This window comes from Agromyces flavus (assembly GCF_900104685.1).
Lineage (GTDB): Bacteria > Actinomycetota > Actinomycetes > Actinomycetales > Microbacteriaceae > Agromyces > Agromyces flavus.
The window spans coordinates 1347138-1363149 of the sequence record NZ_LT629755.1 but is presented as its reverse complement, the minus strand read 5'-3'; the positions used below and the strand labels follow the sequence as shown (position 1 = coordinate 1363149).

Annotated in this window: 17 protein-coding genes; 13 read left to right on the top strand and 4 right to left on the bottom strand. The window is 71.5% G+C overall.

Annotated elements, in window-relative coordinates:
- Nucleotides 1-3: 3 nt before the first annotated feature.
- Entirely contained in the window at nucleotides 4-630 is a 627-nt protein-coding gene (locus BLT99_RS06455) for a response regulator (RefSeq protein ID WP_092670286.1), read from the bottom strand.
- The gene (locus BLT99_RS06450) at nucleotides 627-1853 is read right to left on the bottom strand and encodes a sensor histidine kinase (protein ID WP_229724825.1); all 1227 of its coding nucleotides are present in this window, start codon (nucleotides 1851-1853) and stop codon (nucleotides 627-629) included. Before BLT99_RS06450 ends, BLT99_RS06455 begins: the two co-directional genes overlap by 4 nt.
- Before the next feature lie 79 nt (nucleotides 1854-1932).
- Between BLT99_RS06450 and lepA the strand changes: the two genes are divergently transcribed.
- From lepA to hemW, 3 genes are read left to right on the top strand one after another with little or no spacing between them, the layout of a single operon-like run.
- Complete coding sequence (lepA, locus tag BLT99_RS06445) at nucleotides 1933-3789, top strand: translation elongation factor 4 (protein ID WP_092670284.1); 1857 nt, start codon at nucleotides 1933-1935, stop codon at nucleotides 3787-3789.
- A gap of 40 nt (nucleotides 3790-3829) precedes the next feature.
- Nucleotides 3830-4477 (top strand): DUF1990 family protein, encoded by a 648-nt coding sequence (locus BLT99_RS06440; RefSeq protein ID WP_092670282.1) that lies wholly within the window; start codon nucleotides 3830-3832, stop codon nucleotides 4475-4477.
- Nucleotides 4478-4479: 2 nt separating this feature from the next.
- Nucleotides 4480-5709, top strand: coding sequence for a radical SAM family heme chaperone HemW (hemW, locus tag BLT99_RS06435; RefSeq protein WP_092670280.1), 1230 nt, complete (start codon nucleotides 4480-4482; stop codon nucleotides 5707-5709).
- Here the strand turns inward: hemW and BLT99_RS17980 are convergent.
- On the bottom strand, nucleotides 5702-6205 hold the full coding sequence (locus BLT99_RS17980; protein ID WP_229724824.1) for a DUF4870 domain-containing protein: 504 nt from the start codon (nucleotides 6203-6205) through the stop codon (nucleotides 5702-5704). The genes hemW and BLT99_RS17980 overlap by 8 nt on opposite strands.
- Before the next feature lie 119 nt (nucleotides 6206-6324).
- Nucleotides 6325-6750: a DUF4870 domain-containing protein gene (locus tag BLT99_RS06420; protein ID WP_092670274.1), complete on the bottom strand. Its 426-nt coding sequence runs from the start codon at nucleotides 6748-6750 to the stop codon at nucleotides 6325-6327.
- Nucleotides 6751-6956: 206 nt separating this feature from the next.
- On the opposite strand from BLT99_RS06420, the gene hrcA reads away from it, so the two are divergent.
- The 10 genes from hrcA to BLT99_RS06370 all read left to right on the top strand — a co-directional run bounded on the left by hrcA (nucleotide 6957) and on the right by BLT99_RS06370 (nucleotide 16008).
- Nucleotides 6957-7976 (top strand): heat-inducible transcriptional repressor HrcA, encoded by a 1020-nt coding sequence (gene hrcA, locus BLT99_RS06415; RefSeq protein ID WP_092670272.1) that lies wholly within the window; start codon nucleotides 6957-6959, stop codon nucleotides 7974-7976.
- A 62-nt stretch (nucleotides 7977-8038) separates the two neighbouring features.
- A complete protein-coding gene (gene dnaJ, locus BLT99_RS06410) occupies nucleotides 8039-9139 on the top strand; it encodes a molecular chaperone DnaJ (RefSeq protein WP_092670270.1) in 1101 nt (366 codons plus the stop codon).
- A gap of 25 nt (nucleotides 9140-9164) precedes the next feature.
- Nucleotides 9165-9899 carry a 16S rRNA (uracil(1498)-N(3))-methyltransferase gene (locus BLT99_RS06405; RefSeq protein WP_092670269.1) on the top strand — a complete coding sequence of 245 codons (735 nt, stop codon included), beginning with the start codon at nucleotides 9165-9167 and terminating at the stop codon, nucleotides 9897-9899.
- 24 nt (nucleotides 9900-9923) lie between these two features.
- Nucleotides 9924-10280 (top strand): histidine triad nucleotide-binding protein, encoded by a 357-nt coding sequence (locus BLT99_RS06400; protein ID WP_092670267.1) that lies wholly within the window; start codon nucleotides 9924-9926, stop codon nucleotides 10278-10280.
- 76 nt (nucleotides 10281-10356) lie between these two features.
- Entirely contained in the window at nucleotides 10357-11391 is a 1035-nt protein-coding gene (locus tag BLT99_RS06395) for a PhoH family protein (protein WP_092675734.1), read from the top strand.
- 11 nt (nucleotides 11392-11402) lie between these two features.
- Complete coding sequence (gene ybeY, locus BLT99_RS06390; RefSeq protein WP_092670265.1) at nucleotides 11403-11864, top strand: rRNA maturation RNase YbeY; 462 nt, start codon at nucleotides 11403-11405, stop codon at nucleotides 11862-11864.
- Between the two features lie 2 nt (nucleotides 11865-11866).
- Nucleotides 11867-13183 carry a hemolysin family protein gene (locus BLT99_RS06385; protein ID WP_092670263.1) on the top strand — a complete coding sequence of 439 codons (1317 nt, stop codon included), beginning with the start codon at nucleotides 11867-11869 and terminating at the stop codon, nucleotides 13181-13183.
- Nucleotides 13180-14073, top strand: a complete 894-nt coding sequence (gene era, locus BLT99_RS06380) for a GTPase Era (RefSeq protein ID WP_092670261.1) — start codon at nucleotides 13180-13182, stop codon at nucleotides 14071-14073. Before BLT99_RS06385 ends, era begins: the two co-directional genes overlap by 4 nt.
- 79 nt (nucleotides 14074-14152) lie before the next feature.
- Nucleotides 14153-15343 carry a sensor histidine kinase gene (locus tag BLT99_RS06375; protein ID WP_092670259.1) on the top strand — a complete coding sequence of 397 codons (1191 nt, stop codon included), beginning with the start codon at nucleotides 14153-14155 and terminating at the stop codon, nucleotides 15341-15343.
- Nucleotides 15340-16008 (top strand): response regulator, encoded by a 669-nt coding sequence (locus tag BLT99_RS06370; RefSeq protein WP_092670257.1) that lies wholly within the window; start codon nucleotides 15340-15342, stop codon nucleotides 16006-16008. The genes BLT99_RS06375 and BLT99_RS06370 overlap by 4 nt, the downstream gene beginning before the upstream one ends.
- The last annotated feature ends 4 nt before the right edge of the window (nucleotides 16009-16012 follow it).

The window sequence follows — 16012 nt, the reverse complement described above, 5'->3', positions numbered from 1 at the left end:
CCGTCAGCCCGCCCTGATCGCGCCGAGCTCGCGGGCCCTCGCCACCGCCGCGGTGCGCGAGCCGACGCCGAGCTTGGTGAAGATGTGCACGAGGTGCGACTTGACGGTCGCCTCGCTGAGGAACAGCGCCTTCCCGATCTCGCGGTTGGTGCTGCCGGCCGCGACGAGCTGCAGCACCTCGGCCTCGCGCACGGTCAGCCGCTGGTCGGCACTGCGCTGCGATTCGTCGAGGCGCGACGCGACGGCAGGGGCGAGCGCCGACTCGCCGGCCGCCGCGGCCCGGATCGCCGCGACGAGCTCGCCGGGCGGGGCGTCCTTGAGCAGGTACCCGCTCGCTCCGGCCTCGATCGCGCCGAGGATGTCGGCGTCGGTGTCGTAGTTCGTCAGCACGAGCACGCGCGGGGAGTCGGGGAGCGACCTGATGCGGCGGGTGGCCTCCACGCCCTGCAGCGAGCCCGGGAACTGCAGGTCCATCAGCACGAGGTCGATGCCGGGGCTGGCGGCGAGGCGCACGGCCTCCTCGGCGGACGCGGCCTCGCCCGTGACCTCGAGGTCGGGCTCGGCCTCGAGCAGCGCGCGCATGCCGGCGCGCACGACGGGGTGATCGTCGCTCAGCAGGAGCCGGATCACGCGGCCACCGCCGGGATCCGCACGGACAGCGCCGTTCCGCCGCCTGGCCTGGACTCGACGTCGGCGGTACCGCCGAGGTTCTCGGCGCGCTGCCGGATCGCCCGGAGGCCGAACGACGGCTCGCCCGCGCGCTCGCCCTCCAACAGGACGGGGTCGAAGCCCACGCCGTCGTCGACGACGTCGAGCGCGACCTCGTCGCCGAGGTAGCTGAGCGTCAGCTCGGCGCGCGCCGCATCGGCGTGCTTGACGACGTTCGAGAGCGAGCCCTGCGCGATCCGCAGCAGCGTCGCCTCGATCGACATGGGAAGGGCGACCGGCTCGCCGCTCATCGAGAACGACACGCGAGTACGCGAGCCCGCCTGCGCCGACTGCTCGTTCGTGGCGTCGGCGAGGCGACGGAGCGCGGCGGGCAGGGTGCGTTCGTCGAGCGCGGGCGGCGTGAGCTCCCGGATGAACCGGCGGGTCTCCTGGAGGTTGTCGGCCGCGGTCTCGCGGGCGAGTCTCAGCTTGTCCCGCGTGCCCTCGTCGGCGACGTCGCGTTCGGCCGCGTGCAGCAGCATCTGGATCGACGAGAGCCCCTGCGCGACGGTGTCGTGGATCTCGCGTGCGATGCGCTCGCGTTCGGCGAGCGTGCCCGCCTCGCGGCTCGCCGCGGCGAGCTCCTCGCGCGTGGCGAGCAGGTCGAGGATGAGCGCCTGGCGCTCGCGCGACTCCACGGCCATGGCCCGGTAGCCCAGGCCGATGATGACGGCCACACCGGCGGAGATCAGGGGGCCGACCACGCTGCCGACCTCGAATCCGAGGTGCGACGTCGAACCCCACACGCTCAGCACGAACGTCACCGCCACGAGCGGCACGCTCCAGCGCGCCGGGAGGACGTGCAGCTCGATGAAGAACAGCGGGAAGGCGAGGAACGCGGCATCGGGCGTCAGAGCCGCGAGCCCGAGCCAGAGGCCGAGCAGCATCACGAGCCATCCGGCGCGCATCCACGGCGTGATCACCTGGTGGGCGGTGACGATGCCGACCGCGTAGGTGCCGAGGAACGCGATCGACAGGATGACGATCGCGACGAGGTCCTCGCTGCCGACGACCGCCGCCCGGGCGGCCACGAAGATCGTGAGGCCGACGACGAGAACGTGGAGGCCGACGCGCAGCGAGGTGAACACGGGCCGCAGCGCCGATGGCTGCACCCGTCCGACGAGGGGGGCATCGAGCACGGTCATGGTGCGATTCAGCCTAGTGACCGCCCCCTTCCGCGGCATCCGTCGAAAGTGCGATCTGCCGCATGGGAGAATCGTCGGGATGTCTCCGAGAGCCGCTCACCCCCCGGTGCCCGCCGCCACCGATCCCGCGCTGATCCGCAACTTCTGCATCATCGCGCACATCGACCACGGCAAGTCGACGCTCGCCGACCGCATGCTCCAGATCACCGGCGTCGTGGCCGACCGCGACATGCGGGCGCAGTACCTCGATCGCATGGACATCGAGCGCGAGCGCGGCATCACGATCAAGAGCCAGGCCGTGCGCATGCCCTGGCAGCACGGCGAGACGTCGTACGCCCTGAACATGATCGACACGCCCGGCCACGTCGACTTCAGCTACGAGGTCTCGCGCTCGCTCGCGGCGTGCGAGGGCGCCATCCTGCTCGTCGACGCGGCGCAGGGCATCGAGGCGCAGACGCTCGCCAACCTCTACCTCGCGCTCGAGAACGACCTCGAGATCATCCCCGTGCTCAACAAGATCGACCTGCCGGCCGCCGAGCCCGAGAAGTACGCGAAGGAGCTCGCCGACCTGATCGGCGGGTCGCCCGACGACGTGCTGCGCGTCTCCGGCAAGACCGGCATGGGCGTCGAGGACCTGCTCGACCGCGTCGTCGAGCGCATCCCGGCGCCCGTCGGCAACGCCGATGCCCCGGCGCGCGCCATGATCTTCGACTCCGTCTACGACAGCTACCGCGGCGTCGTCACCTACGTGCGCATGGTCGACGGCCAGCTCAACCCGCGCGAGCGCATCCAGATGATGTCGACCAAGGCGACGCACGAGATCCTCGAGATCGGCGTGAGCGCACCCGAGCCCACGCCCACCAAGGGACTCGGCGTCGGCGAGGTCGGATACCTCATCACGGGCGTGAAGGACGTGCGCCAGTCGAAGGTCGGCGACACGGTGACCACGGCGGTCAAGTCCGCGAGCGAGCCGCTCGCCGGGTACACCGAGCCGCTGCCCATGGTGTTCTCGGGCCTGTACCCGATCGACGGCAGCGACTATCCCGAGCTGCGCGAGGCGCTCGACAAGCTCAAGCTGTCGGATGCCGCGCTCGTCTACGAGCCCGAGACCTCGGTCGCCCTCGGCTTCGGCTTCCGCGCCGGGTTCCTCGGCCTCCTGCACCTCGAGATCGTGACCGAGCGCCTGCGTCGCGAGTTCGGTCTCGACATCATCAACACGGCGCCGTCGGTGGTCTACGAGGTCACGACGGAGGACAAGAAGACCGTCACCGTGACGAACCCGAGCGAGTTCCCGACCGGCGGCAAGATCGCCGAGGTCCGCGAGCCCATGGTCAAGGCGGCCATCCTCGCGCCCAAGGACTACGTCGGCACCATCATGGAGCTCTGCCAGTCGCGCCGCGGCAACCTGCTCGGCATGGAGTACCTCGGCGAGGACCGGGTCGAGATCCGCTACAACATGCCCCTCGGCGAGATCGTGTTCGACTTCTTCGACCAGCTGAAGTCGAAGACGGCCGGCTACGCGAGCCTCGACTACGAGCCCTCGGGCGAGCAGGCCGCCGACCTCGTGAAGGTCGACATCCTGCTGCAGGGCGAGCAGGTCGACGCGTTCAGCGCCATCGTGCACCGCGACAAGGCCTACGCCTACGGCGTGCTCATGACCGGCCGCCTGCGCGAGCTCATCCCGCGGCAGCAGTTCGAGGTGCCGATCCAGGCCGCGATCGGCGCGCGCATCATCGCCCGCGAGTCCATCCGGGCGATGCGCAAGGACGTGCTGGCGAAGTGCTACGGCGGCGACATCACCCGCAAGCGCAAGCTCCTCGAGAAGCAGAAGGAGGGCAAGAAGCGCATGAAGATGGTCGGCCGCGTCGAGGTCCCCCAGGAGGCGTTCATCGCCGCGCTCTCGGGCGAGACCGAGAAGAAGGACGCCAAGAAGTAGGCGTTCCGACGCGGTCAGGGCCGTTCCGTAGAATCGACGGATGACTCGCCGGAGCACCTTCACCGACCAGTCCGTCACGTACGGCGCCATCGGCGCCACCCTCGACCCCGACCTGCTGCGCTATCCGCCCGCCGGGTTCCGGCCCGCGGAGGACTCCGTGAAGCTCGGATCGGGCAGGGACCGCTTCGATCGGGCTGCCGAGGAGCTGATGACGTGGGGTGTTCAAAAGGGCGCCGGGTTCGAGGTCGTCGACGTGGCGCCGGGCACGGGCGCGCAGTACACCGGCATCACGTACGGTCCCGACGGGGCGCCGCTCGCCGATCAGCCGTCCGCCCGCGTCGAGCAACGGTACGGGCCCGACGGCACGCCGTATGTCGGCGCCGGCATGACGGCGACGCTCAAGCCGCGCGGGCGGCGCCGCGCACGCGGCATCCCGATGCTCGTGGTCTACGTGATCGACGAGCCCGAGCGCGTCGGCTTCGCGTACGGCACGACCGGTGACGCACCCGAGAGCGGCGAGGAGTCGTTCATCCTCGAGCACCGCGACGACGACACGGTGTGGCTGACGATCCGGTCGGTGCTCGAGCCACGCGGCGGCATCCGGCGGATCTTCGCACCGGCGATCCGCCGTCGCCGGCGCGAGTTGACCACGCGCGAGCTGCGGGCGCTGCATCCCGCATACGCCTGACGATGGCGGGCGCACTTCCCCTCGCCGACCCGGCGCCCGCCGACGGCCTGCTTCCCGCCGTCGCGACGACCGCTGCCATGGGCCGCGCATTCGGCGTCTACGTGCACGTGCCGTTCTGCCGTGTCCGGTGCGGGTACTGCGACTTCAACACCTACACCGCGGGCGAGCTGCGCGGCACCTCGCAGGCGCGGTACGCCGACCAGGCGATCGCCGAGCTGCGCTTCGCGCGGGGCGTGCTCGCGGCATCCGGCGCCCCCGACCGCCAGGCCGACACGGTGTTCTTCGGCGGCGGCACGCCGACGCTGCTGCCGGCCGCCGACCTCGTCCGCATGCTCGATGCGATCCGCGACGAGTTCGGGATCGCGGATGGCGCCGAGGTGACCACCGAGGCCAACCCCGACTCGGTCGACGCCGACGACCTGAGACGGCTGGCCGACGGCGGGTTCACGCGCGTCTCCTTCGGCATGCAGTCGGCCGTGCCCCACGTGCTCGCGGCGCTCGACCGGACGCACGACCCCGCGCGCGTCCCCATGGTGGTGCGCTGGGCCCGCGAGGCCGGGCTCGACGTCAGCCTGGACCTCATCTACGGCACGCCGGGGGAGTCGCTCGACGACTGGCGCCGGAGCCTCGAGGCCGTCATCGCGGAGCGGCCCGACCACGTCAGCGCCTACGCGCTCATCGTCGAGGACGGCACGAAGCTCGCGCGGCAGATCCGGCGCGGCGAGCTCGCGGCGCCCGACGACGACCTCTCGGCCGACATGTACGAGCTGGCCGACGACCTGCTCGCCGCGGCGGGCTACGGATGGTACGAGGTGTCGAACTGGGCGACGGATGCCGCGCATCGCTCTCGCCACAACCTCGGCTACTGGCGCGGCGACGACTGGTGGGGCGTCGGCCCGGGTGCGCACAGCCATGTCGGCGGCGTGCGGTGGTGGAACGCGAAGCACCCGTCCGCATACGCGGACCGCCTGGCCGCGGGCGTGTCGCCGGCGGTCGGCCGCGAGACCCTCGACGGCGCCGCCCGGGAGACCGAGCGCGTGCTGCTCGCGACCCGCATCCGCGACGGCATCGAGGTCGGCTCGCTCCACGCGGGCGGCCGGCACGCCGTCGCCGGGCTCATCGCCGACGGCCTCGTGGACGCGCGAACCGCCCTCGCCGGTCGGCTGACGCTGACGCGACGAGGGCGGTTGCTCGCGGATGCCGTCGTGCGACGGCTGCTCGCTGCTAGCTGACGAACTTGATCGACAGCGGGTAGGTGTACGGCTGACCCTGGTTGGCCTTCACGGCCGCGATGATGCTGAACACGATCGTGACGACCCAGATCGCGATCGACAGGAAGATGCCGATGATGAGCACCCACAGGATGCCGGCGACGATGTTCGCGATGAGCATCGTGATCTGGAAGTTCAGCGCGGTCGCCGAGTGCTCGCGCACGAAGTTGCCGCGGTCCTTGAGGACCAGGTAGCCGACCAGCGCCGGGACGAACGAGAAGAAGATGCCGCCGACGTGGATGAGCGTCGCCCACAGACGCTGGTCCTGGGGGCTCATGGCGACGTTCTGCTGCCCGGGCTGCTGGTAGCCGGGCTGCGCCTGGTAGCCCGGGTCGCCCGCGGGCGGAGGGGGCGTCGGACCGCCCGGCGGCGGAGGCGTCGTGCCGCCGGGCGGCGGCGGAGGCGTGGTTCCCCCGGGCGGCGGGGTGGGAGGCGTGGGAGGTGGTGCGTCGGACATGATGCTGGCTCCTTGGAAGGTCGCGCCCGGATCGCGGGTCGTTGTGATCATGCTGGCACAGCGCGACGCGCCGGTCGAGGCATGCCCGACCGGCGCGTCGCGGGCCGCCAAGCGGCGGATTACTTGATGAGGCGGATGGCGAAGGGGTAGCGGTAGTGCTGGCCCTCCTTGGCCTTGAGGAAGCCGAGGACGGAGAAGACTACCACGGCCGCCCACAGCGCGAGGTAGAGCAGGCTCGCCACGAACCCGAAGAGGCCGAACGTCACGGCCGTGAGGATCGACGAGACGATGAACAGCGCGACCCAGCCGATCAGCGCGGTGATCTGGAAGTTCAGCGCCTCTTTCGACTCGGTCGCCGTGAAGCGGCCGCGGTCCTTGAAGACGAGCCAGATGATCAGCGACGGCAGGATGCCGAGGATGCCGCCGAGGTGCGCGAACGATCCCCACTGGACGTCCTGCTCCTGCGAGAGGGGGGCGCCAGCCTCGGCGGCGGCCGGCTGCGGAGCGGCGTTCGGGTCGTGCGGGGGGACGCTGGGGTCGGTCATGGTGACTGCCTTTCGGATCGGGAAGCGCGCGCCTGCCGCGGAAGGGGGATGCGGGCATGGTGCTGCGGGACGATGCACACGCTACTGCCGCGCCGATCGGGGCGGCAACGGTGCCGTCCCTGAATGTCGCGATATGATTAGCAGTCACGTGAGCCGAGTGCTAAAGCTCGGCGCGCCCCGTACGACGGTCGAGGGAAGCGAGGGCCATGGTCTCCGAACGCAGTCTCGCCGTGCTCCGCGCGATCGTGCAGGACTACGTCGCCTCCCGCGAGCCCGTCGGCTCGAAGACGATCGTCGAGCGGCACGCGTTCGGCGTGTCGGCCGCGACCATCCGCAACGACATGGCCGTCCTCGAAGAGGAGGAGCTGATCGCCGCTCCGCACACCTCGTCGGGCCGCATCCCGACCGACAAGGGCTACCGCGTGTTCGTCGACCAGCTCGCCGACGTCCGCCCGCTCACCAGTGCACAGCGGCAGGCGATCGAGACCTTCCTCGGCGAGTCGACCGATCTCGACGAGCTCCTCGCGCGCACCGTGCGGCTGGTCTCCCAGCTCACGAAGCAGCTCGCGGTCGTGCAGTACCCGAGCTTCCAGCGGGCTCGCGTACGCCACGTCGAGCTCGTCTCGCTCGCGCCCACGCGCGTGCTGTGCATCCTGATCTCCGACACCGGGCAGGTCGAGCAGCGCCTCGCCGAGCTCGACCACCCCGCCGACGACGAGACGCTCGGACGGCTGCGCAACCGCCTCAACGAGGTGGCCGCCGGCCTGACGATGACGGATGCCGCGACCGCGCTCTCGGCCGAGACCGCGAGCGCCGACCGGGCGCACGCCGAGGTCCTCCGCACGCTCGCGGCGACGCTCGCCGACCAGGCGGCGTTCACGCGGAGCGACCGGCTCGTCGTGGCCGGCGCCGCGAACCTCGTGCGGACCGAGCAGGACTTCTCGGGGAACATCCTCGGGGTCATCGAGGCGATCGAGGAGCAGGTCGTCATCCTCAAGCTGTTCGGCGAGCTGGCCTCGGAAGACGGCATCACCGTCCGGATCGGCCGCGAGAACGCCGCGTACGGTCTCGGCGACACGTCCGTCGTGTCGAGCTCGTTCGAGATCCCGGGCCGCGACGTGTCACGGCTCGGCATCGTCGGCCCCACCCGCATGGACTACTCGCAGAGCATGGCCGCGGTGCGCGCCGTCGCTCGCTACCTCTCCCGCACGCTCGGCGAGCGCTGAACCGCGCGGAGCCGCCTGACGCGGCATCCGCTACCGGCAAATTCGAAAGGAACCCGCCTGCAGTGGCCGACCACTACGAGGTCCTCGGCGTCTCTCGCGACGCCACCCCCGACGAGATCAAGAAGGCCTACCGCCGACTCGCGCGCGAACTGCACCCCGACGTGAACCCCGGCGCCGAGGCGTCCGAGCGGTTCAAGCAGGTCACGCACGCGTACGACGTGCTCTCCGATCCCAAGCAGCGCCAGCAGTACGACCTCGGCGGCGACCAGGGCGGGTTCTCGGGCGCCGGCTTCGGCGGGTTCGGCGACATCTTCGAGACGTTCTTCGGCGCCGGCCAGGCGAGTCGTGGCCCGCGGTCGCGCCGCGAGCGCGGCCAGGACGCGCTCATCCGGCTCGAGGTGAGCCTCGACGAGGTGATCTTCGGCACCCACCGCGACCTCGAGGTCGACACCGCGGTCACATGCGAGACCTGTCACGGCTCGTGCTGCCAGCCGGGCACCTCGCCCGTCACGTGCGACATCTGCGGCGGCAGCGGCCACATCCAGCGCTCGGTGCGGTCGCTGCTCGGCAACGTGATGACCTCGAGCCCGTGCGGTTCGTGCCGCGGATACGGCACGATCATCGCGACGCCGTGCGTGACGTGCCAGGGCCAGGGGCGCGTGCGTGCGCGCCGCACGGTGCCGGTCGACGTGCCCGCCGGCGTCGACACCGGAGTTCGGCTGCAGATGCCGGGCTCGGGCGAGGCGGGACCCGCCGGCGGCCCGAACGGCGACCTCTACCTCGAGGTCAAGGTGCGCAACCACGACGTCTTCAGCCGCAACGGCGACGACCTGCTCTGCACGCTCGAGGTGCAGATGACCGACGCCGTGCTCGGCACGACCGCGAAGGTCGAGGCGCTCGACGGCGACGTCGACCTCGAGCTCAAGGCGGGCGTCCAGAGCGGCGAGATCCTCACCGTCAAGGACCGCGGGATCACGCACCTCCGCGGCGGCGGCCGCGGCGACCTCAAGGTCGCGGTGCATGTCGTCACGCCCACCAAGCTCAGCCACAAGGAGCGCGAGCTCGTGCAGCAGCTCGCCAAGGTGCGCAAGGCGCAGCCGCCGCAGCTGGGGCACTTCCAGCAGGGGCTGTTCGCGCGGCTGCGCGACCGGTTCCTCGGCTGACGGCGGCGATCGGGCGGATGGCGCGATGAGCAGCCTCTACCTCGACGAGTCGCTCGACCTCGCCGCGGTCGGGCGCGGCGACGCGGTGACCCTCCTCGGCGACGAGGCGCGCCATGCGGTCACGGTCGCGCGCGTGCGCGCGGGCGAACGCGTCTCCGTCGGCGACGGACGCGGGCGCGTGGTGACCGGCGTCGTCGCGACCGCCGAGGGGCGTCGGCTCGAGCTGGCCGTCGACGAGGTCTGCGACGAGGCCGAGCCCTCCCCGCGGCTCACGCTCGTCCAGGCGCTCGCGAAGGGCGACCGCGACGAGCTGTCCGTGCAGGCCGCGACCGAGCTCGGCGTCGATCGCATCGTGCCCTGGTCGGCGGGCCGGTCGGTCTCGCGCTGGGACGGGCCGAAGGCCGAGAAGGGTCGCGCGCGCTGGTCGAGCATCGTGCGCGAGGCGGTCAAGCAGTCCATCCGTGCGTGGATCCCCCCGGTCGAGCCCGTCGCCTCCACGCGCGAACTTCCCGCGCGACTTGCCGGCGAGCGGATGCTGCTGCTCGTGCCCGGCGCGGCGACGCCGTTGTCCGCCATCCGCCCCGATGGCCGGGACCTCGCGCTCGTCGTCGGGCCCGAGGGCGGAATGGACCCCGCCGAGATCGAGCGCCTGCGCGAGGCCGGTGGCGAACCGGTTCGCCTCGGGGCGGGCGTGCTGCGCACCTCGACCGCAGGGCCCGCCGCGATCGCGGTGCTCTCCGTCGCGCTCGGGCGGTGGTGACCCATCGCTCGCTACGATGGGGGGATGAGCGGAACGGGTGAGCCCACGATCTTCGAGCGCATCGCCGCGGGCGAGATCCCGGCCCGGATGGTGCTCGAGACCGACCGCGTGATCGCGTTCCACGACATCTCGCCGCAGGCGCCCGTCCACGTCATCGTGACGCCCCGCGAGGGTCGTCACCGCGACGTGGTCGAACTCGCCGCGGCCGACCCCGAACTGCTCGCCGAACTGGTCGCGACCGCCAAGCGCATCGCCGACGAGCTGACCGACGGCGAGTTCCGGCTCATCTTCAACACCGGCCCCGCCGCGGGGCAGACCGTGTTCCACGTGCACGCGCACCTCCTCGGCGGAGGGCTCAAGGAGGGATCGCTTGCCGGCTGACGACCTGGGCGACACGCCGCTGCCCGCATCCGAGCTCCGAGCCGACGAGGAGCGGCTGCACATTGACGGCATCGCCATGGTGCGGCTCCTCGGCCCGCAGGATCGCCTGCTCACGAGCATCGAGCACGAGTACCCCGGCGTCGACGTGCACGTGCGCGGCAACGAGATCGCCATCCGCGGCGAGCCCGGCGACCGAGCCCGGGTGCGCCGCCTGATCGAGGAACTCCTCGAGCTCGTCCGCGGCGGCGAGGACCCGACGCCCATCGAAGTGAGGAGCTCAGCCCGCATGCTCGACGCCGATCCGTCATCCCGTCCGTCCGACACGCTCGGCCAGGTGATCGTCTCCAGCCGGGGCAAGTCGATCCGGCCGAAGACCGAGGGCCAGCGCGCCTACGTCGACGCGATCGACGAGTTCACCATCGTGTTCGGGATCGGGCCCGCGGGCACGGGCAAGACCTACCTGGCCATGGCGAAGGCCGTTCAGGCGCTGCAGCGCAAGGAGGTCAACCGCATCATCCTCACGCGGCCGGCCGTCGAGGCCGGGGAGCGGCTCGGGTTCCTGCCGGGCACGCTGACCGACAAGATCGACCCGTACCTGCGCCCGCTGTACGACGCGCTCAACGAGATGATGGACCCCGAGCTCGTGCCGAAGCTGCTCGCCTCGGGCACGGTCGAGGTGGCGCCGCTGGCGTACATGCGCGGCCGCACCCTCAACGACTCGTTCGTCGTGCTCGACGAAGCCCAGAACACCACGCCCGAGCAGATGAAGATGTTCCTCACCCGGCTGGGATTCGGGTCGAAGATGGTGGTCACCGGCGACATCACGCAGGTCGACCTCCCAGGCGGTGCGTCGGGCCTGCGGCTGGTCACCCGCATCCTCGACCACGTCGATGACATCCACTTCGCGCGGCTCACGAGCGACGACGTCGTGCGGCACTCGCTGGTCGGGCGCATCGTCGACGCCTACACCGAGTACGACCAACGCCAGCAGGCGGCCCGGTTCGAGCGCGAGCAGGCGCGCGAGTTCGCCAACCGCGCCGAGCGGCGCAGCGCCGACCGGCGCACGCCGCAGGGTCCGCGCGACCACCTGCCCCGCAAGAGACCGTCCTGAACAGGAGCCCCGTGAGCATCGAGATCAACAACGAGTCGGCCATCGAGGTCGACGAGGCGGCGCTGCAGCGGCTGGCGGTGTACGCACTCGATGCCATGCACGTGCATCCCGACGCCGAGCTCGCGATCGTGCTCGTCGACGAGGGGGCGATGGAGCAGCTCCACGTGCAGTGGATGGATGAGCCCGGTCCGACCGACGTGCTGAGCTTCCCGATGGACGAGCTGCGCCCGGGCACCGAGGACCAGCCCTCGCCCCCCGGACTGCTCGGCGACGTGGTGCTGTGCCCGCAGGTGGCGGAGTCCCAGGCCCGGACGGCCGGTCACGCGCTGCTCGACGAGCTGCTCCTGCTGACCACCCACGGCATCCTGCACCTGCTGGGCTTCGACCACGCCGAGCCCGATGAGGAGAAGGAGATGTTCGGGATCCAGCGCGACATCCTCGTCGGATTCTCGATGCAGGAGCGCCGTCGCTGACCATGCTGCCCTGGCTCTTCCTCGCGGCGGCGTTCGTGCTCGTCGCCTTCGGCGGCCTGATGGCCGCGGTCGACTCCGCGATCGGCGTGGTCTCGCGGGCCGACATCGTCGACCTCTCGATCGACGCGCGTGCCGGGCGCTCCCTGCGCGCGATCGCCGACGACCCCGGCGCACACGTGAACGCCGTCAACTTCATGCGCATCCTCGCCGAGACGACGGCGGCCGTACTCGTCACGCTCGCGTTCACCTTCTTCCTCGACGACGTGTGGCTCGTGCTGCTCGTGTCGGCGCTCGTCATGACCGCGGTCTCGTTCGTGCTCGTGGGCGCGAGCCCGCGCAGCGTGGGCCGGGCTCATCCCGACGCGGTGCTGCGCCTGTCGGCTCCGCTGGTCCGGTTCGTGCGCGTGCTGCTCGGCCCGCTGGCCAACGCGCTCGTCTCGCTCGGCAACCGCGTCACGCCCGGTCGCATCCGCTTCGCGGGCGTCTCGAGCGAGGAGCAGCTGCTGAGCATGGTCGACGAGGCGACCGAGCTCGAGGTCCTCGAGCAGGGAGACCGCGAGCTCATCCACTCGATCTTCGAGTTCAGCGACACGCTCGTGCGCGAGGTCATGGTGCCGCGCACCGACATGGTCACCATCGAGACCACCGCGCACCTTCCGCAGGCGATGGCCCTGTTCCTCAAGGAGGGCTACTCGCGCATCCCCGTCATCGACCGCGAGGTCGACGACGTGATCGGCATCCTGTACCTGCGCGACCTCGCGCGGCTCGGATTCGAGCGGCCGCTCGATGCCGAGACGCTGACGGTCGGCGACCTCGCGCGACCGGCGTCGTTCGTCCCCGAGTCGATGCGGGCCGATGCGCTGCTGCGTCAGATGCAACTCGAGTCCAACCACCTGGCGATGGTCGTCGACGAGTACGGCGGCATCGCCGGCCTCGTGACCCTGGAGGACCTCATCGAGGAGCTCGTCGGCGACATCTCCGACGAGTACGACCGCGAGGCCGCGCAGGTGGAAGAGCTGGGCGACGGGCGATACCGCGTGAACGCCCGGCTGCCCGTCGACGAGCTCGGCGAGCTCTTCGGGCTCGACCTCGAGGACGAGGACGTCGACTCCGCCGGCGGCCTGCTCGCCAAGGAGCTCGGCCACCTGCCGCAGCGCGGCGATCGGGCGTCCGTCAGCGGGCTGCTGCTCGAGGCCGAGCGCACCGAGGGGCGACGCAAGCGCATCGCGACGATCCTCGTCGAGGCCGACCAGGCGCTCATCGACGTGCGCACCGCGTTCGCGGGCGACGCCACCGCAGACCAGGGGGATCGACCATGACCGACTACCGCGCCGGATTCGTCTCGTTCGTCGGGCGCCCCAACGTCGGCAAGTCGACGCTCACCAACGCGCTCGTCGGCGAGAAGGTCGCGATCACGAGCTCGAAGCCGCAGACCACGCGTCGCGCCATCCGGGGCATCGTGCACCGCCCGTACGGCCAGCTCATCGTGGTCGACACGCCGGGTCTCCACCGGCCGCGCACGCTCCTCGGCGAGCGGCTCAACACGCTCGTGCAGACCACGCTCGGCGACGTCGACGTCATCGGGTTCTGCGTGCCGGCGAACGAGGCCATCGGCCCGGGCGACCGGTTCATCAACGAGCAGCTCGACCAGTACCCGCGCGCGAAGAAGGTCGCGATCGTGACCAAGACGGATGCCACGGGCAGGGCGAAGGTCGCCGAGCAGCTGCTCGCGGTGTCGCAGCTGCGCGAGTGGGACGCCATCATCCCGGTCTCGGCGCCCAAGGGCGAGCAGCTCGACGTGCTCGTGGACGAGCTGCTCGAGCTCATGCCGCAGTCGGAGCATCCGCTCTACCCGGCCGAGACGACCACCGACGAGGAGACGGCGGAGCGCATCGCGGAGTTCGTGCGCGAGGCGGCGCTCGAGGGCGTGTCCGACGAGCTCCCGCACTCGATCGCGGTCACGGTCGACGACATGGTCGAGCGCGACGACAAGGACCTGCTCGAGGTGTACGCCAACCTCTTCGTCGAGCGCGACAGCCAGAAGGGCATCATCATCGGCAAGGGCGGCGCACGGCTGCGCGAGGTGGGCGAGCGGGCGCGTCGCGAGATCGAGGCGCTCCTCGGCCGCAAGGTGTACCTCGCGCTGCACGTGAAGGTCGCGAAGGACTGGCAGCGCGATCCGAAGCAGCTCGGCCGGCTCGGATTCTGAGTCGGTGCGACATCCGCCCCGAGGATGATTCCCGGGCGGATCGGCCCGTGACCGGCGTGCAAGGACGTAGCGTGGATCGGTGAGCTCCTCGTCCCAACGCGCCGTCCTCGTCGTCGACGGGATCCTCGCGGCCCTGTTCTTCGGCGTGTGCTCGCTCTACGCCCTCGTGGGCGGCCCGCTCGACCTCATCGTCGTCGCGCTGTTCTCGGCCGCGCTCGTGCTGCGTCGCGCGGCGCCGGGTGCCGCGCTCGTGGTGGCGTGGGTGGCGGCGTGCGCGCAGATGCTCATGCTGCGCGACCTGCAGCCGGCGGATGCCGCGGTGTTCGTGATCGTCTACTCGACCTCGGCGCACGGCTCGCGCGTCGTCCGGTGGTGGGGGCTCGGGTCCGCGGGCGCGGGCGCACTGCTCGCCACGATCTACCTCGGCGTCGTCGTGCCGATCGTGGACGGCGTCGGGCCGTCGGTCCAGGGCGACCTTGCCGGGCGGATCATCTGGACCGCCATCCTCTTCGGCGCCGCGCTGGCGGGCCTGGTGCTCGCGTGGACGATCGGCCTGCTGACGCGCACCGTGCGCGATGCCCGCGAGCAGCGGCGTCGTGCCGAGTTCGACCGCCGCGAGCGCGAGCACGCCGAGTACCGGTACGTCGTCGAGCAGGAGCGGACCCGGATCGCGCGCGACATGCACGACGTGGTGGCGCACTCGCTGGCCGTCGTGATCGCGCAGGCCGACGGGGCACGGTTCGCGGCCCGCAGCCGGCCCGAGGCCGCGGTCGACGCGCTCGGCACGATCGCGGGGGTCGCCCGGGGCGCGCTCGGCGACGTGCGCCTGCTGCTCGGCGAGCTGCGCCACCGCGAGGGCGCGTCGCCGCAGCCCGAACTCGACGACCTGGACGACCTCGTGGAGCAGGTGCGCGGCGCCGGGCTCGACGTGCGACGCAGCGACCGCGGCGATCGCGTGCCGCTCGGGGCGGGTCACCAGATCGCGGTGTACCGCATCGTGCAGGAGGGCCTCACCAACGCGCTCCGCCACGGCGACACGTCGCAGCCGGTCGAGCTCGAGCTCGATTGGGACGCCGATGGCGTGGGCGTCCGGCTCGAGAACGCGGTGCCGCCGGATGCCGCGACGAACGAGGCGGGCTCGGGGCCGCGGCACGGCATCCCGGGCATGCGCGAGCGCGCCGAGCTCGCGGGTGGTGCGTTCGCGGCCGAGGCGACGGAGGACGGACGATTCCGCGTCACCGCGCGCATCCCGGCGCGGAGTGCCGCATGAGCGCCATCCGCGTCGCCCTCGTCGACGACCAGGCACTGTTCCGGGCGGGCATCCGCATGCTCGTCGAGTCGCAGGACGACCTCGTGTTCGCGGGCGATGCGGCGGACGGGCGGGCGGCCGTCGCCCTCGCCGAGCGCAGCCGACCCGACGTGATGCTCATGGACGTGCGGATGCCGCAGCTCGACGGGATCGGTGCGACCGAGCGGATCCTCGCCGATGCCGAACGCGATGGCCGCGAGCCGCCGCGCATCCTCGTGCTGACGACGTTCGACCTCGACGAGAATGCGGCTCGCGCCATCCGCGCCGGTGCCAGCGGCTTCGTGCTCAAGGATGCGGATCCCGAGTTCCTGCTCGCCGCGATCCGCACGGTGCACCGCGGCAACGCGGTGATCGCCGCGAATGCGACGCGCGAGCTCATCGCGAGCGGCGCGCGCGGAGGCGGGCGCCGCCCGGCGCCACCGGCGTGGAACGACCTCACCGCACGCGAACGGGACATCTTCGCGCTCGCGGCGAAGGGCCTCTCCAACGCCGAGATCGCGGCATCCGAGTACCTCAGCGAGGCCACCGTGAAGACGCACCTCAGCCGCGTGCTGGCCAAGCTCGGGCTGCGCGACCGCGTGCAGCTCGTGGTCTTCGCGTACGAGCACGACCTGACCGGAGGCTGAGGCC

Coding starts and splice junctions, on each gene's coding strand:
- BLT99_RS06440 (WP_092670282.1), top strand. CDS start 3,830: ATGACTCGCCGGAGCACCTTCACCGACCAGTCCGTCACGTACGGCGCC.
- BLT99_RS06385 (WP_092670263.1), top strand. CDS start 11,867: ATGCTGCCCTGGCTCTTCCTCGCGGCGGCGTTCGTGCTCGTCGCCTTC.
- BLT99_RS06400 (WP_092670267.1), top strand. CDS start 9,924: ATGAGCGGAACGGGTGAGCCCACGATCTTCGAGCGCATCGCCGCGGGC.
- BLT99_RS06405 (WP_092670269.1), top strand. CDS start 9,165: ATGAGCAGCCTCTACCTCGACGAGTCGCTCGACCTCGCCGCGGTCGGG.
- era (WP_092670261.1), top strand. CDS start 13,180: ATGACCGACTACCGCGCCGGATTCGTCTCGTTCGTCGGGCGCCCCAAC.
- hrcA (WP_092670272.1), top strand. CDS start 6,957: ATGGTCTCCGAACGCAGTCTCGCCGTGCTCCGCGCGATCGTGCAGGAC.
- BLT99_RS06395 (WP_092675734.1), top strand. CDS start 10,357: ATGGTGCGGCTCCTCGGCCCGCAGGATCGCCTGCTCACGAGCATCGAG.
- BLT99_RS17980 (WP_229724824.1), bottom strand. CDS start 6,205: ATGTCCGACGCACCACCTCCCACGCCTCCCACCCCGCCGCCCGGGGGA.
- BLT99_RS06420 (WP_092670274.1), bottom strand. CDS start 6,750: ATGACCGACCCCAGCGTCCCCCCGCACGACCCGAACGCCGCTCCGCAG.
- hemW (WP_092670280.1), top strand. CDS start 4,480: ATGGCGGGCGCACTTCCCCTCGCCGACCCGGCGCCCGCCGACGGCCTG.
- lepA (WP_092670284.1), top strand. CDS start 1,933: ATGTCTCCGAGAGCCGCTCACCCCCCGGTGCCCGCCGCCACCGATCCC.
- BLT99_RS06450 (WP_229724825.1), bottom strand. CDS start 1,853: ATGACCGTGCTCGATGCCCCCCTCGTCGGACGGGTGCAGCCATCGGCG.
- BLT99_RS06370 (WP_092670257.1), top strand. CDS start 15,340: ATGAGCGCCATCCGCGTCGCCCTCGTCGACGACCAGGCACTGTTCCGG.